The 14,128-nt window shown below is 48.8% G+C and carries 20 protein-coding genes; 14 read left to right on the forward strand and 6 right to left on the reverse strand.

Going from position 1 to position 14,128, the window contains the following annotated elements; all coding sequences use genetic code 11:
• Nucleotides 1-11: 11 nt before the first annotated feature.
• Both KNO94_RS11645 and KNO94_RS11650 read right to left on the reverse strand, forming a co-directional pair.
• Complete coding sequence (locus tag KNO94_RS11645) at nt 12-194, reverse strand: PspC domain-containing protein (RefSeq protein ID WP_074032578.1); 183 nt, start codon at nt 192-194, stop codon at nt 12-14.
• Between the two features lie 86 nt (nt 195-280).
• Entirely contained in the window at nt 281-1,213 is a 933-nt protein-coding gene (locus tag KNO94_RS11650) for an ABC transporter substrate-binding protein (RefSeq protein ID WP_214779880.1), read from the reverse strand.
• Nucleotides 1,214-1,334: 121 nt separating this feature from the next.
• On the opposite strand from KNO94_RS11650, the gene KNO94_RS11655 reads away from it, so the two are divergent.
• The 5 genes from KNO94_RS11655 to KNO94_RS15285 all read left to right on the forward strand — a co-directional run bounded on the left by KNO94_RS11655 (nt 1,335) and on the right by KNO94_RS15285 (nt 4,827).
• Nucleotides 1,335-2,315, forward strand: a complete 981-nt coding sequence (locus KNO94_RS11655) for a FecCD family ABC transporter permease (protein ID WP_214689570.1) — start codon at nt 1,335-1,337, stop codon at nt 2,313-2,315.
• Complete coding sequence (locus KNO94_RS11660; RefSeq protein ID WP_074034812.1) at nt 2,312-3,358, forward strand: FecCD family ABC transporter permease; 1,047 nt, start codon at nt 2,312-2,314, stop codon at nt 3,356-3,358. The genes KNO94_RS11655 and KNO94_RS11660 overlap by 4 nt, the downstream gene beginning before the upstream one ends.
• On the forward strand, nt 3,355-4,161 hold the full coding sequence (locus tag KNO94_RS11665) for an ABC transporter ATP-binding protein (protein WP_074034811.1): 807 nt from the start codon (nt 3,355-3,357) through the stop codon (nt 4,159-4,161). Before KNO94_RS11660 ends, KNO94_RS11665 begins: the two co-directional genes overlap by 4 nt.
• A gap of 214 nt (nt 4,162-4,375) precedes the next feature.
• Entirely contained in the window at nt 4,376-4,579 is a 204-nt protein-coding gene (locus tag KNO94_RS15280) for an NAD(P)-binding domain-containing protein (RefSeq protein ID WP_251125959.1), read from the forward strand.
• A complete protein-coding gene (locus KNO94_RS15285) occupies nt 4,546-4,827 on the forward strand; it encodes an NAD(P)-binding domain-containing protein (RefSeq protein WP_251125960.1) in 282 nt (93 codons plus the stop codon). The genes KNO94_RS15280 and KNO94_RS15285 overlap by 34 nt, the downstream gene beginning before the upstream one ends.
• 39 nt (nt 4,828-4,866) lie before the next feature.
• Here the strand turns inward: KNO94_RS15285 and KNO94_RS11675 are convergent, their stop codons facing one another.
• Nucleotides 4,867-5,202 carry a TM2 domain-containing protein gene (locus KNO94_RS11675; protein WP_015880594.1) on the reverse strand — a complete coding sequence of 112 codons (336 nt, stop codon included), beginning with the start codon at nt 5,200-5,202 and terminating at the stop codon, nt 4,867-4,869.
• Nucleotides 5,203-5,306: 104 nt separating this feature from the next.
• Between KNO94_RS11675 and KNO94_RS11680 the strand changes: the two genes are divergently transcribed.
• On the forward strand, nt 5,307-5,465 hold the full coding sequence (locus tag KNO94_RS11680) for a hypothetical protein (RefSeq protein WP_031424520.1): 159 nt from the start codon (nt 5,307-5,309) through the stop codon (nt 5,463-5,465).
• Nucleotides 5,462-5,860, forward strand: a complete 399-nt coding sequence (locus tag KNO94_RS11685) for a CobD/CbiB family protein (RefSeq protein WP_214779882.1) — start codon at nt 5,462-5,464, stop codon at nt 5,858-5,860. Before KNO94_RS11680 ends, KNO94_RS11685 begins: the two co-directional genes overlap by 4 nt.
• A gap of 35 nt (nt 5,861-5,895) precedes the next feature.
• On the opposite strand, the gene KNO94_RS11690 is transcribed toward KNO94_RS11685, so the two are convergent.
• The gene (locus KNO94_RS11690) at nt 5,896-7,131 is read right to left on the reverse strand and encodes an MDR family MFS transporter (protein WP_214689564.1); all 1,236 of its coding nucleotides are present in this window, start codon (nt 7,129-7,131) and stop codon (nt 5,896-5,898) included.
• Between the two features lie 101 nt (nt 7,132-7,232).
• Between KNO94_RS11690 and KNO94_RS11695 the strand changes: the two genes are divergently transcribed.
• Complete coding sequence (locus tag KNO94_RS11695) at nt 7,233-8,858, forward strand: ABC transporter substrate-binding protein (RefSeq protein WP_214779884.1); 1,626 nt, start codon at nt 7,233-7,235, stop codon at nt 8,856-8,858.
• 11 nt (nt 8,859-8,869) lie between these two features.
• Nucleotides 8,870-9,271 (forward strand): hypothetical protein, encoded by a 402-nt coding sequence (locus KNO94_RS11700; protein WP_214779886.1) that lies wholly within the window; start codon nt 8,870-8,872, stop codon nt 9,269-9,271.
• 14 nt (nt 9,272-9,285) lie between these two features.
• On the opposite strand, the gene KNO94_RS11705 is transcribed toward KNO94_RS11700, so the two are convergent.
• Nucleotides 9,286-9,495, reverse strand: coding sequence for a YdiK family protein (locus KNO94_RS11705; protein ID WP_015880600.1), 210 nt, complete (start codon nt 9,493-9,495; stop codon nt 9,286-9,288).
• Between the two features lie 16 nt (nt 9,496-9,511).
• Nucleotides 9,512-10,162 (reverse strand): CPBP family intramembrane glutamic endopeptidase, encoded by a 651-nt coding sequence (locus tag KNO94_RS11710; RefSeq protein ID WP_214779888.1) that lies wholly within the window; start codon nt 10,160-10,162, stop codon nt 9,512-9,514.
• A 258-nt stretch (nt 10,163-10,420) separates the two neighbouring features.
• Here KNO94_RS11710 and groES point away from each other — a divergent pair, with 258 nt between their 5' ends.
• From groES to KNO94_RS11735, 5 genes are all read left to right on the forward strand, one after another.
• Entirely contained in the window at nt 10,421-10,705 is a 285-nt protein-coding gene (gene groES, locus KNO94_RS11715; protein ID WP_015880602.1) for a co-chaperone GroES, read from the forward strand.
• Nucleotides 10,706-10,745: 40 nt separating this feature from the next.
• Entirely contained in the window at nt 10,746-12,380 is a 1,635-nt protein-coding gene (gene groL, locus KNO94_RS11720; protein WP_214779891.1) for a chaperonin GroEL, read from the forward strand.
• A gap of 219 nt (nt 12,381-12,599) precedes the next feature.
• Nucleotides 12,600-13,022, forward strand: a complete 423-nt coding sequence (locus KNO94_RS11725; RefSeq protein WP_214779893.1) for a DUF927 domain-containing protein — start codon at nt 12,600-12,602, stop codon at nt 13,020-13,022.
• Between the two features lie 23 nt (nt 13,023-13,045).
• The gene (locus KNO94_RS11730; RefSeq protein ID WP_214779895.1) at nt 13,046-13,444 is read left to right on the forward strand and encodes a hypothetical protein; all 399 of its coding nucleotides are present in this window, start codon (nt 13,046-13,048) and stop codon (nt 13,442-13,444) included.
• Nucleotides 13,441-13,707, forward strand: a complete 267-nt coding sequence (locus KNO94_RS11735; protein ID WP_214779897.1) for a hypothetical protein — start codon at nt 13,441-13,443, stop codon at nt 13,705-13,707. The genes KNO94_RS11730 and KNO94_RS11735 overlap by 4 nt, the downstream gene beginning before the upstream one ends.
• The last annotated feature ends 421 nt before the right edge of the window (nt 13,708-14,128 follow it).

Genomic DNA, 14,128 nt, shown 5'->3' on the forward strand with positions numbered 1-14,128 from the left:
TCCGCGTTTTCTTATAGATACCTTGGCGCATCTTTCATGGAATTCGTCAAAATCATATAAAGCAGGAAACTCCCAGGTAGAATCAAGAAGATGAGTCGAACTCCTATTGAAGAAATACCAAAGTATTCAGCAATTCCACCACATACTCCTGACAGAGAGCGGTCCGTCGCCGACTTTCGAAGTGTACGTTGCATAGATAAAGCTCCTTATGAGTTGATATGTAAATTTTACCATATGAGTGTATGAAAAAGCGCACCAATTCAATTGGCGCGCTTTTGATTTATTTTAGAATGTCGACGAGTTCATCGAGCACTTGGTTGGCAGACAAGACGCCACCCGACGTGTTCCAAATGTCATCACTGACTTCTGTCACTTCCCCTGCTTTGACAGCATCGAGGTCTTTCCACAACTGATTCGATTGCCATTCTTCGGCTGTCTTCGACCCGTCTGCTCCACCATATGTGAAGTAGACGATGTGGTCGCCTGCCATCTCCGGAATTCGTTCCATCGCGACTGGCTCAGCGAATTCCGCTTTATCTTGTGACGCTGGACGTTTGATGCCGACATCATTAAGGATGACGCCGGAGAAGCTGTCATTGAAGTAGATGCGTGACTCGCCAGGAAGGAAGCGGACGACCGAGAGTTCTTTATTCACGGCGTCTCCGAGTTCTGCTTTCGTATCTTCGACGTGCTGTTCGTAGTCGGCCAACCCTTGATTGCCTTCCTCTTCTAGGTTGAGTGCGTTCGCATAAAGGGTGAAGTTTTCTTGCCAATCACCTTTGAGCGTCTCGGACATGACCGTCGGTGCGATGGCGTTTAACTTGTCATAGATGTTCTCTTGACGAAGTTTCGTTCCGATGATGAGATCGGGTTTCAATTTTGCGATGGCCTCTAAGTTGACTTCACTTTCTGTCCCGACTTCCGTGACGTCTGTCATCTCAGACTCGATGTGCGGGTACCACGGGTCACCGTTCCAAGATTTGACGGCTCCGACTGGTTTGACGCCGAGGGCGAGAAGGGCCTCTGTCCCTTCGTTCGTCAAGACGACGACGCGTTCCGGGTTTTCAGATACGTCCGCCGTTCCCATCGCGTGCTCAATCGAGCGAGTCGCTGTTTCTGAACTTGTATCGTTCTCTGTATCGTCAGACCCACCGCAAGCAGCGAGGACGACGGTTAAGCAAAGCGTAAGTAACGCGAGCATCCATTTTTTCATTACAATTCTCCTCTATGTAGGTGATTTTCCTTCCTGACTATATGTGATAATGATTCTCACTGTCAACCCCTTTTTATGGAACGCAATATTTGCTATGGTAGGAAAGGAAAGAAGTGAGGACATGAAAAAACCTTGGATCAAATTACTTTTCTTGATCATCTGTTTACCTATCTTAAGTTATATCTCCTTGCGCGTCGGTGTGATTGCGGTCAGCCATCAAGATGTGATGACGTTCCAAGCGGACGGGTCATCTCAAGCGATGATTGCGTTAGCCGACAATCGCATCCCACGGACGGTCGTCGCGCTACTCGTCGGTAGTGTCCTAGGTCTCGCCGGGCTCATCTTTCAACTCGTGACCCGTAACCCGCTCGCATCTCCTGATATTTTGGCGGTGAATGCCGGAGCGAGTCTGGCCATCGTGCTCGTAACGCTTTTTGGGTTCAGTAGTATCGCCTCGTTCACGACAGCCTCGCTCATCGGAGCATTTGTTGCCGGCGTGATTGTCTATCTACTGAGTGCGAACGGAGGGAACGTCATGTATATGACGCTTGCCGGGGCGTCGCTTGCCGCTCTATTCAGCTCATTTACCCAGTCAATCATCGCGTATGAGGAAGGTGCGCTTGATGAGGTACTGTTCTGGCTAACCGGATCGGTCGCCGGACGATCGCTCACGCTCGTCGAGACGTTGTTGCCATGGATGGCGGCGGCGGTCATTCTCGTTCTCTTGCTCAGTAAAGAGTTAGAGACGTTATCGCTCGGAGACCAGGTCGCCCGTTCACTCGGGCAAAATGTCGGCATCATCAAGTTCGTCGCCGTGACGCTCGCCGTCGTGCTCTCCGCATTCGGGGTAGCACTTGCCGGACCAATCGCATTTGTTGGTCTGCTCGCTCCCCATTTGGCGAAATATCTGTTCGGGACGGCCTTTTTCGCTCGTCTCGCCGGAAGTGCCCTCATCGGTAGCGTCCTGTTGCTTGCGGCGGATATTCTGGGACGTATCATCCTGTTCCCACGCGAAGTGACCGTTGGGGTCGTACTCGCCGTCATCGGTGGGGCATTCTTCATCTATCTCGTCAGTGTCAGACAAGGAGTCTTTAAATCATGAAAACATATCGCTTTCGAAAAGGTCCTGTCTCGTTCACGCTCCGGAAGCGTGAAATCGAGTTGGCGCTTCTACTTGTCGTCGGATTGCTCGTGTCGATTTATTTCGGGCTCGCCATCGGTGACACATTCCTTAGTCCCGCCTCACTCGCTGCCCTGTTCATCGGTGCAGGGGATGCATTCGAGCAACTCGTCGTCTTCGAGTTTCGGATGCCACGTGTGTTGATGGCAATCACTGCCGGCGCAAGTCTCGCCGTCAGCGGTCACTTGTTACAACTGACAATCAAAAACGAACTGGCATCCCCGGAGATTTTCGGGATTGTCGGAGGTGCAGGGGTTGCGACGGCTACGTTCTTCACCGTTTTCTCGGATGAGCGAACGAATCAGCTGTCAGTGCCGCTCGCCTATATCCCAATCGCTTCGTTCCTTGGGGCGATTGTTGTCGGGATGTTCCTCTTCTATTTGTTGAAACGTGGAGTCCCACCTGTCCGGCTAGCACTTGTTGGGATTGGAATCAGCATCTTCTCGCAAGGGATCGTTCAGTTCATGATGCTCGCCTCGAACGTTTACCGAAAGAACGATATCCAACAATGGCTCACCGGTACAGTCTACGCCGCGACGTGGAATCAATTGAAGATTATGGTGCCGTTCGTCCTTCTCTTTTTGCTGGCAGCCTTCTTGATTGAACGTCATGTTCGTCCGCTTCATATCAGTGAAGCGACAGCGACGAGCATCGGTGTACCGGTACGAGGGATTCAGCGTGGGACGTTGTTGCTTTCCTGTTTACTCGCCGGTATTGGTGTCGCCTTTGTCGGTGCAATCGGTTTTGTTGGGTTGATGGCACCTCATATCGCTCGACAAGGGTTGAAGCTCCCTTACATCTGGGCGACGCTGCTTGTAGGGGCGACGATTGTCGTGTTGGCGGACGTACTCGCTCGGACGATTTTTTATCCGTATGAACTACGGACCGGCGTGATGACAGCCGTCATCGGAGCACCGTATTTCTTCTACTTACTTCGACGGATGATGAAAGGAAGCATGAGATGAACACATTTGATTTGAACCACGTAACCATCGGATATGAACAGAAGACGGTGCTCGATCAATTATCATTCTCCATCCCACATGGGAAAATCACCGTCCTTCTCGGCGCGAACGGCTGCGGGAAGTCGACGCTCCTCTCGACGCTTGCGAGACAGCGAGATGCACTAGGCGGGGAGATCGCATTTCGAAACAAACCGCTCGATTCGTATCGAGCGAAAGAGGCGGCTCGACTCATGGCATTCATGCCACAAGTGAACGTGGCACCGGATGGATTGACCGTCGAACAACTCGTCCGATTCGGGCGTTATCCGTACCAGACGTTCTTCAAACGATATTCGGAAGACGATGAACGGGCCGTCGAGCGGGCACTCGCCTTCACCGATACGGTATCGCTCCGTGACACGCTCGTCAGCAACCTTTCCGGAGGACAAAAGCAACGGGTGTGGATCGCGTTGGCACTCGCCCAAGAGTCGGAGACGATTTTGCTCGATGAACCGACGACATATTTGGACATGTCGCACCAAATCGAGATTTTAGATTTGATGTATCGATTGAATCGATTGGAAGGAAAGACGATCATCATGGTACTTCACGACCTTCACTTGGCCTGTCGCTATGCCGATCATGTCATCGCATTAGCTGGCGGTAACGTGTATCGCGAAGGCAGTCCGAACGATGTCGTCGATGAGACGTTCATGAAAGACGTATTCGGTCTCAAAGTCGTGGTGACCGAGGATCCGCTATACGGGACACCGCTCTGTGTACCGTATTCACACTATGAGTTGAATGAAAAACGACCGACCTGAACCTAGTCTGCGGACTAGGTTTTTTACGGAAAAGCAGGGAAAAAGAGTAGGATAAGTGCGCGTCATGTTTTCTACCTAAAAGGAGGAATTTTTCATAGCTAAAAAGGAAAAACAACCGTATCACATCGTCACGTTCCCATAAGAATCGATTTTAGACGGGCTTGCAGCAGAGTTCGGAGGAACGGTCACGCGGACAGACGAGGAGCTGTGAATCATGAAACTCGGGATTTTAGGTGCCGGGAAAGTGGGACGCACGCTCGGGGAGCAGTTCGAACGAGCAGGCTATGAGGTGCTGTACGGGACACGGACGGAGCGAGAAGGGACATTGACGCTACAAGAGGTGGCCTCGACGAGCGACCGGACGGGGTTTCGGGAGCGGAGTATTTGCAGCGACTCATTCCGGATACGAAAGTTGTGAAGGCGTTCAATCAGACAGGGGTCGAGAATTTAGGCGATCCGAATGGGTCCGTCATGTTCGTCGCAGGTGAAGATGAGGAAGCGGTGCGGCTTGTTGTCGAGCTATCGAACGAAATCGGATTCGATACGCATCCGCTCCACGGACTGAAACTTGCTCGTGAGCTCGAAGGGTTGGCGTGGCTCTGGATTCATCATGCAGTGAAAGAGCGAAAATCACGGGACTTCGCCCTCTACTTAACAGAACGTTGAAAGACGATCGGGGCGAGATGACCCGATCGTCTTTTTTGATTAGAATCCTGTATAGCGATCAGAACGTGTTTGAAGCAGCTTAATCGTCTCGCGCTCAATCTGCTCAACTTCACGTTGTTGCCAACCCGGCATGAGAAATGCATCAACGAGTGCCCAAATGCCTGTGATGAATGCACCGAGACCGAGCGTCAAGACGACGAGTAGGACCATGGCGATTCCTGAACCGATTTTTTTGAAATAGAAACGATGCGCACCAAATGCACCGAGGAAAAACCAAAGCAAGTAGGCGACGAGCAAGCTACGTTTTCGTTTTTCGACTTCGCTGTTCACGAGTAACATTTCTTCTGTCGTCAAATCCATACGCGAATCATACATAGAACTCCAACTCCTTATCCATAATTGTTATAATGAGTTCGCACTCAAGTATATCGGAAAATGGATTTGTTTCCATGATTTCCTAAAAAGAAAAGAGGTTCTTTATGCTTTTTCCGATTTTGACGTTTATCGTCGCATTTGTTCACGTCGTTGGTGGGGCGGTTGCCCTTTATCAATATCCGCAATATAAGCGCATGGCCATCAGTGCCATCGTACTCGGGTTCGTCTACGGTGGATTGACCGTGGCGGTGATTGGATTATGAAGTGGGGGTCAAACGGATCACTTCGTTCGCGTCTTCAAATGCAGAGCGGCTATCAGTTGGGGACATACTTATTTTTAGGTCTCATCATTTTTGATTTACTCTTAGGCGACGTTCCAAGAATCTCGTTTGCGATGTATGCCTTGTTCTTTTACTTTTGGCAGCGTGAACGCGTAGAGAAAGAAGAGAAGGGGGTGGCGGAGAAGATGAAGCGGAAGTCGGATGAGTGGACGATCACACTTGTCGTCTTGCTTTGTTTAGTAGGCTATGTGGTCTCCCTTGCCCTACAATATCCATCTGTTTCGTTGCTCGAGCTGAGCATCTATGGCTTCTCGACAATTTTCTGCATCCGGGCGTTGACCTTGATCTATGCGATGTACCAACAGCAGCTCGACTAAAACCCATCCTTCCACTGAGAAAGGATGGGTTTGATTTAGGACGCGGCTCGTCGCAGGACGAGCTTTTCTTTTACATAGATGCCGCTATAGACGAGGAAACAGCCGAAGCTGACCAACAGTCCGATGTAGACGCTCATCATGAACGGGGTGAGAAGCGACCCAATCAAAATCGTCGAACGTGATAAGAAGTCGGCACCGGCGAACGAGGTCCCGGCAAACGCAGAGTACGCACCACGGCGGTCTTCTGGCATCATGTTCGCCTTCTCCGTGTTCAATACCGGTGAGTACAACAATTCGCCGAATGTTGCGATGAGCATGAAACCGAGAAGGAGCATCATCGAGTTCGCGCTTGTGATGACGGCGTACCCGATCGTGTACAACGCGAGTCCGCCGAGTAGCGTATGCTTGTTTGAGAAACGTGAGGCGAGACGTTGAATGAAGAATGTCAACGCGACGACGATGAGCGTGTTCTCGATTTGAATGAGACTCATCATCCGCACCCCGTTGATTGTCCATGATTCAATCGAGAGCGGTTCGAATGAATCGGCGAGCCGGACCGCGACATAACTGCCCATCGAGAACTCAGCAGCGAGGATACACATCGAGCCGAAGACGACTTTGACGAACGGGCGGTCACGCCAGGCGATTTGATAACTTTGGAACACGTCGACGAAGACGAGGCGAAGCTTTTGAGAGGTCCACGTCCGTTTCGTGTCCTCGAGGAAGATGGCGTACGCGATCGGCAACATGCTCGACGTGAACGTCAAAATCCAAAATAGTAACAATTGATTGCTGACATAGAGCCAACCCCCGAGTGCCGTCCCAATCGTGATGGATAAGTTGATCAACCAGTAATCGAGCGCGTACACGGCTTTTCGGTTCTCAGGCGTTGTCGCATCGATGATGATGGCGCTCATCGCAGGCCGCCCAAGGTTGTTCGTGACCGTGAAAATCGTATAGGCGATCATGAAAATGATCATCTGGTCGAACTGGAGACTGAGCGTCATGACGAGAAACATCGAAGCGGTGAGACTTGCCGTCAACACGAGGAGTCGCTTCCGTGAGAATTTATCGGCGAGATAGCCTCCAATCAACCCGATCACGTATCCGAGACAGACGAGCGAGATCAAGAAGACGCCCGCGATCCATTCATTGAACGCTTTGACAAAGAGAAGTGCCATGAACGGCATGATGGCGAATGAGACCGAACGATTAAAAAATGATGTCACGAGTCGAACTTTTATTGGTTTAGGTATATCTTTCCATTTCATCTTGTCACCTTCCATTCTGTACCTGTATGATAAACAAGACAACGGATTTGAAAAATGGACGACATGGGGAAATGATGTCCACTTTTAAGGGGGGATGTGACGTGGATGCGTATTTATTTCGATTGTGGAAAGAGTGTCGGGACGGAGCGTACACGATTTCCGATATGGCGGAAGCCATTCATTTAAGCCCGAAACAGACGAAGCGTCATTTGTCACGGTGGCAAGAAGAAGGGTGGCTCACGTATACGAGCGGACGCGGACGGGGAAATTTGACGCGTCTCGAATGGCTACGACACGTCGAGCGTGATTTGGCCAAACAGCTGCTTGACCGCATAGAGAAAGAGTCGGTCGAGGCAGTGACGAATCAACTGGAGTGGGACTGGTCGCCTGCGCAGGCAGGTCGGTTCATGCGCCAGCTCGAGAAGAAGTTCGGTTACGTCCAGACGTCGAGCGATGCGCTCATCATCCCGCGCCGTCGTCACTTTTTGACGACACATCCGCTCGAGGCGGCTGACATCCACAGTGCCCACCTCGTCCAGAACGTCTTCAATCGTCTGTTCATGATTGACGCGTCTGGTGAGGTCACAGGGGAGCTTGCGCATCACTATGAATGGCAGGGGAATACGCTCGTCTTGTTTCTTCGGAAAGGAGTCCGATTCCATGACGGGTCGCTCATGACGAGTAAAGATGTGACGAAAAGTTTACGCACACTCGTTCAGTCGGATGCGTATCGGTATATGTATCGGCACGTCCGGCATATCGCATCGAACGGCACGTATCGCGTCGACGTCACGCTCGACCGGCGTCGGAATTCGTACATCCCGAAACTGTCGATGATTCATACGAGTATCGCTAAAGGAAGTATCGGGACGGGGCCGTTTCAATTGGATCGCCATGACAAGGAGAAGACGGTCCTCCTCGCCTTCGAGAATTATTTCGGGGTGCGGGCGCTCCTCGACCGGGTCGAGTTCATCAAAGTGCCGGACGGATATGATCCGACGTATCGCATCTCATCAAGGGATTCCAAAGAAACCGGACACATCTCGACACCGTCCGGGTTCGGGCTTGTCATCTTGAACAGTCACCCGAATAGTGTGTTCGCCAATGAAGAAGCGCGGCATTACATGCATCGATTGATTGCGGAGATTCGACCGGAGATTGGGACGTTGAATGAGCGAAGAACACCGAACGACCGAGGGTTTCTCGGTTCGATGAGCGAGACGTATCGCATTCCAAAAGGAACACCTGTCTCGTTCGACCGACCGATTCGCATCAAACAGACGGACTTCACGAATGATACGACCGACTGGATTGCCGAGATGTTGACGCGTCACGGCATTGCCTATGAATTCGTGCCCATCAGCTTCAAAGATTCGATCCATGACAAGACGTATTATGAATACGTCGATTTGGTCGTTCACGGGGAAGTGTTCGAGCGGAACATCACGCTCGGGTTTGAACAGTTCATGACGAACGAGTACTCGCCTCCTCATAAAGTGTTCCCTTATATAGAGGAGATGACCGAGCGAGTTGGGCAATATGATGACCTGCCGTTTGAAGACTGGTTGCCGCTGCACCGGGAGATTGAACGCGAGTTGAAAGAGAAGTCGTACTTCATCCCGCTCTATAACGAGGAGCGGACCATTCCGTTCCCGGTCGAGCTGAAGGACGTCTGTGTCGACTTGTTCGGTTATTTTGATTTTGCAAAACTATGGATTCCGTCTTAAGGAGGGGTATGGTGCGTAAGAAGTTACTCATTGGGTTCATAATCTTTTTTGTAGGACTGTTTTTGTTCGCGCTATGGGATGGTGAGTTCGTCGCCTTGTCAATCACTGGTCTAGGGTTTGCGATTTATGGTTATCGACACGAAGAAATTGAAAAGCTTGAGGAAAAGGTGACGAAGAGAATCAGGAGACAAGTCGATGCGTCACTCATGAGCATCACGATTTACGGTTTGCTGGTCATTAGCATTATCATCAATTTCTTTATGGATGAACCACAAATCTTATTGATTGATGTCATTTATGTCGCATTAGGTGTGTTGTTCGGTCTGCGTGGACTGCTCATTCGGAGTGTCTATCAAGAAGAAATACAGGATCAATCGAAAGTTACAACGATAAGAAAAACCCCGAGCTCGTAAGACTCGGGGTTTCGTTATGCGGATTTGTCCGTGCCTTCTTTTTTGACTTTTCGGGCGAGTGCCAAGATTTGATACACTTTGAAAAAGTCGTAAGCGGCGACGGCGATGATAAAGTACGTCCAGAAGCTGAAGCCGTACTCTTGTACCGAGAAGTACGCGAGGACGGTGAACAACACACCGAACGATAGACTGAAGAGCATCATCACTTTTAATTGTCGCGGCATAACTGCCACCTCATTTCTACATTAAAAATATGACAAGCATCACGAGCGCATTGTTAAACGCGTGGATGGCGATCGGAACGATCAATCGTCTTGTCTTCGCATACGCGTACGAGAATGCGAAACTCATCGCGATATAGACGAGGAACCGATTATCTTGGTGGATGAGTGCGAATAAGATCGAACTGACACCAAAGGCAATCCAGAAACCGAAGCGCGCGTTCAAGTTCCCGAACAAAATATGACGGAAGAGAATCTCTTCGATGATCGGTCCGAGCAAGACGACCGGCAAAATCATGAGTGGAATAACTTCCACCATCTCGGCAATGTTTTGTGTGTTCATCGACTCGACGAGGTCGCCGGTGATGGCCGTCTCAATCAAGTTCGCCACGATGACGAGCCCGTATTGCATCAAAATCCCGAGCCCGATCCATTTGACCGTGTCGTTCAAGTTCGACTGGATGCCTTGGGCTTTGTATTGTTTCAAGTCTGGCCAGATGAGCAAGATTGACAGAACAATCGTCACACCGAACCCGATGGCGAGCCAGAGCCCGACGAACGTTTCCGTCAACCATTCCGGTCTTAACGCTTTAATCACGAGCGGGAACAGTTGGACGAACGCATATAGTAAAATCGGGGTGAGGTGCCGGAGACGAATGTTAGGCGCCATCGAAAAACGGGTATTTATCGATTGGTTTGAGTTTAGTGTAGCCAATTCAACACGTCCTTAATCATAAGAGTGAACCTACCTTTTTCTCATTGTAACAAATAAGTTCTCTTGACCGCGAGTAAGAGCATTTTTTAATGTATCCCCCTTGATTTTTTTATCGACACATACTACACTAATCAGTGTTAGCACTCCTTTTAACTGAGTGCTAAAACCTTACGATACACATTACATCATTCATATTCGGAGGAGGGTTTTTCCATGTTAAAACCACTAGGCGATCGTGTCATCATCGAAGTCGTGGAGAAAGAAGAAAAGACGATCGGGGGCATCGTGCTTCCTGATACGGCGAAAGAAAAGCCGCAACAAGGGAAAGTCGTCGCAGTCGGTACAGGCCGCGTGACGGACGAAGGCAAGCGCATCGATCTCGACGTGAAAGAAAATGATTTGGTCATCTACTCGAAGTACGCAGGTACCGAAGTGAAGCATGATGGAAAAGAGTACTTAATCGTTCGCGAGAGCGATATTCTTGCAATCGTAGGCTAAGCACCATTATTCAAAAACTTTTTTTAGGGGGAAATGAACGATGGCAAAAGATATCAAATTCTCAGAAGATGCACGTCACGCGATGCTTCGCGGTGTCGACGCACTCGCTGACGCAGTCAAAGTAACGATTGGACCAAAAGGACGCAACGTTGTCCTAGAGAAGAAATTCGGTTCACCACTCATCACAAACGATGGCGTGACAATCGCGAAAGAAATCGAACTCGAAGACCGCTTCGAAAACATGGGCGCGAAACTCGTTGCTGAAGTCGCGTCGAAGACGAACGAAGTCGCAGGGGACGGTACGACAACAGCGACAGTCCTCGCACAAGCGATGATTCGTGAAGGGCTCAAGAACGTCACGGCGGGCGCGAACCCGATGATTCTTCGTAAAGGAATCGACAAAGCGGTCACACGCGCACTTGAAGAGTTGAAAGCTATCTCGAAACCAATCGAGTCAAAAGAAGCGATCGCACAAGTCGCGGCTATCTCGGCAGCGGACGAAGAAGTCGGCGAATTGATCGCAGAAGCGATGGAGCGCGTCGGTAACGACGGTGTCATCACAATCGAAGAATCACGCGGCTTCACGACTGAACTCGACGTCGTTGAAGGAATGCAGTTCGACCGTGGCTACTTGTCACCATACATGATCTCAGACTCTGACAAGATGGAAGCGTCACTCGACAACCCGTACATCTTGATCACAGACAAGAAGATCTCAAACATTCAAGAAATCATCCCAGTGCTCGAGCAAGTCGTGCAACAAGGGAAGCCGATCTTGATCGTCGCAGAAGATATCGAAGGCGATGCCCTCGCGACACTCGTCTTGAACAAACTCCGTGGTACGTTCAACGCGGTAGCCGTCAAAGCACCAGGATTTGGTGACCGTCGTAAAGCGATGCTCGAGGACCTCGCGACACTCACAGGAGGTCAAGTCATCACAGAAGACCTCGGTCTCGACCTCAAATCAGCGTCACTCGACATGCTCGGTCGCGCATCGAAAGTCGTCGTCACAAAAGACACAACGACTGTCGTCGAAGGTGCAGGGAACGAAGAAACAATCAAAGCACGCGTTCAAACGATCCGCAACCAAATCGAAGAGACAACGTCTGACTTCGACCGTGAAAAACTCCAAGAGCGTCTTGCGAAACTCGCAGGTGGCGTAGCCGTCGTCAAAGTCGGTGCAGCTACGGAGACAGAGCTCAAAGAGCGTAAACTCCGCATCGAAGACGCGCTCAACGCGACACGTGCGGCCGTTGAAGAAGGAATCGTGGCGGGTGGTGGTACATCACTCATCAACGTGATCCCAGCCGTTCGTGCGCTCCTTGCAGAAGTGACAGCGGATGAAGCAACTGGTGTCAAACTTGTCCTTCGTGCCCTCGAAGCACCGGTCCGTCAAATCGCGGAAAACGCGGGTGAAGAAGGTTCGGTCATCGTCGAGAAACTCAAGAACGAATCAGTCGGTGTCGGCTACAACGCGGCAACTGGCGAATACGTCGACATGATCGCACACGGTATCGTCGACCCGGCGAAAGTGACGCGCTCAGCTCTTCAAAACGCGGCATCTGTTTCAGCGATGTTCCTCACAACAGAGGCCGTCATCGCAGACAAGCCAGAAAAAGACTCTCCTGCAATGCCTGACATGGGCGGCATGGGTGGAATGGGCGGAATGATGTAAGAAAAACTCTAAACCCTTGATAGACAAAGGCTTAGAGTACTTCTCTTGATACCTTGGTCATTTTATTGGTCATAAGAGCCGATAAAATCACTCTAAATACGGAGGTCACTCATTAATTCACTGAATTTTTGAGAGGCCTCTTTTTCTAATCCTCTTGTTAGATGTCCGTAAATTTCGTCCGCCGTCGCTACTGCACCGGGAGATGGCGAGCAAGAACGGTTGGACGTTTTTAAGAAACTTGGCACCACTCAACAATGGATTGATTCGATCTTGGCACCATTTCGTTACCATGCAGGCGCAGCATTTGCAGTAGCTGCCTCTTTTGCGTCTATCCTGTTCAAAGAATTTAATTTGTCACAGATAATCGTTGATATATCCGGTTATTCATCTAATGGAAAAACAACCGTCCTTAATGCTTGCGCTAGCGTGTGGGAAAAACCTATAGAATACATGACAACCATTTCATCCACTAAAGTAGGGGTAGAACGTCTAGCTGGTTTCTTAAACACCTATCCACTGGTTATGGATGATACTAATACATCGAACAAGCCACATGAGTTTCAAAACATTCAACTAGGAAATAGAAAGTTCGCGGATATACTGAAAGAAGTCAGTCCATTGGTAGCTGGTAATCCGCATTAATAACAAATGGTGAAAATAACATATTGGAATATACAAATGCACAAGGTGCAGCTGCCCGTCTTATACCAATAACTAACTTTAGTACTCGTGGAATTGACAGTAAATACTTTAAATCGTATGACAAGTACCTAGAAAAATATTATGGAACAATCGGTGTTGAATTTATTAAACGTTGGAACTTGAAAAAAGAACGTTACAAACATCGCTTCGAGTTCTTAGAAAGGCAATATACAGAAGCATCTTTAACAAATAGAATCCTTAAAAGAATTGCAAGCCTTTTTTCATTCATAGTATTTATTGCTGAAGTCTTGAATGATCTTTTTAAAGATGAAGGATTGGACATGCCAGTCGAGGACTTTCTGGAACTTTTCTTAACTATGTGCGCCGAAAATAGTCATACGGATCGACTGAATAATGCGTGATTGAAAATCTGGAAGAGCTGGACGCCAATAGAAGTCATATATTTGATGAATATGAACCGACCAATGGTACCCATGCCATCCTGAATAATGAAGGCTTATTTTTGACTGTGAACTATGTTAATCGGAAGCTAGGAGCGGATGCTAAGCAAATTAGAGACGCATGGATGAAGCAGCAGTTAACGATTCAGCAAAAGAATCAAGGGAATATATTTGATTATAAAACCGTTATGCATAAGAAACTAGTAGGTCGCCGGGCTATCTAGGTCAATCAAAAATTAATAGAAGAGCAGGGGTTCGATTTTTTCTAGAAACAGTTATTAAATTTACAAGGTATTAGCATGTAATTTTGTAATTTAAGAGCTGTAAAGGCTGTCATAGCTAAGATAGCAGGGATTACAAATTCAGTAACAAACAAAGAGGTTACTAGAAAAATTACAACAGATGAGAAAGAGGATTACAACTTGTAATCCTCTTTATTATTGATTTGATGCGGTCTGGGGAGAGGAATTGCATAATTTATAGTGAAGATGTGTTACTTTTTTCTAGTAACATTTCCAAGTATCTGTCACTGTCTTGTGACAAGTTGTCTGTACTGATATCATTGCAATAGGACTATATAATCATTAAAAAGTCTTGAGAGCAGCGCACTAATAATTTTTATAAGAAAAATTGAGAAGCTATGAC

The sequence above is a fragment of the Exiguobacterium sp. s22 genome, assembly GCF_018617455.1.
Classification (GTDB): Bacteria; Bacillota; Bacilli; order Exiguobacteriales; family Exiguobacteriaceae; genus Exiguobacterium.

Bases quoted from the DNA above. Each gene is read 5' to 3' on its own strand.
- KNO94_RS11645 (WP_074032578.1), bottom strand. From the start codon at position 194: ATGCAACGTACACTTCGAAAGTCGGCGACGGACCGCTCTCTGTCAGGA.
- KNO94_RS11650 (WP_214779880.1), bottom strand. From the start codon at position 1,213: ATGAAAAAATGGATGCTCGCGTTACTTACGCTTTGCTTAACCGTCGTC.
- KNO94_RS11655 (WP_214689570.1), top strand. From the start codon at position 1,335: ATGAAAAAACCTTGGATCAAATTACTTTTCTTGATCATCTGTTTACCT.
- KNO94_RS11660 (WP_074034812.1), top strand. From the start codon at position 2,312: ATGAAAACATATCGCTTTCGAAAAGGTCCTGTCTCGTTCACGCTCCGG.
- KNO94_RS11665 (WP_074034811.1), top strand. From the start codon at position 3,355: ATGAACACATTTGATTTGAACCACGTAACCATCGGATATGAACAGAAG.
- KNO94_RS15280 (WP_251125959.1), top strand. From the start codon at position 4,376: ATGAAACTCGGGATTTTAGGTGCCGGGAAAGTGGGACGCACGCTCGGG.
- KNO94_RS11675 (WP_015880594.1), bottom strand. From the start codon at position 5,202: ATGTATGATTCGCGTATGGATTTGACGACAGAAGAAATGTTACTCGTG.
- KNO94_RS11680 (WP_031424520.1), top strand. From the start codon at position 5,307: ATGCTTTTTCCGATTTTGACGTTTATCGTCGCATTTGTTCACGTCGTT.
- KNO94_RS11685 (WP_214779882.1), top strand. From the start codon at position 5,462: ATGAAGTGGGGGTCAAACGGATCACTTCGTTCGCGTCTTCAAATGCAG.
- KNO94_RS11690 (WP_214689564.1), bottom strand. From the start codon at position 7,131: ATGAAATGGAAAGATATACCTAAACCAATAAAAGTTCGACTCGTGACA.
- KNO94_RS11705 (WP_015880600.1), bottom strand. From the start codon at position 9,495: ATGCCGCGACAATTAAAAGTGATGATGCTCTTCAGTCTATCGTTCGGT.
- KNO94_RS11710 (WP_214779888.1), bottom strand. From the start codon at position 10,162: ATGGCGCCTAACATTCGTCTCCGGCACCTCACCCCGATTTTACTATAT.
- groES (WP_015880602.1), top strand. From the start codon at position 10,421: ATGTTAAAACCACTAGGCGATCGTGTCATCATCGAAGTCGTGGAGAAA.
- groL (WP_214779891.1), top strand. From the start codon at position 10,746: ATGGCAAAAGATATCAAATTCTCAGAAGATGCACGTCACGCGATGCTT.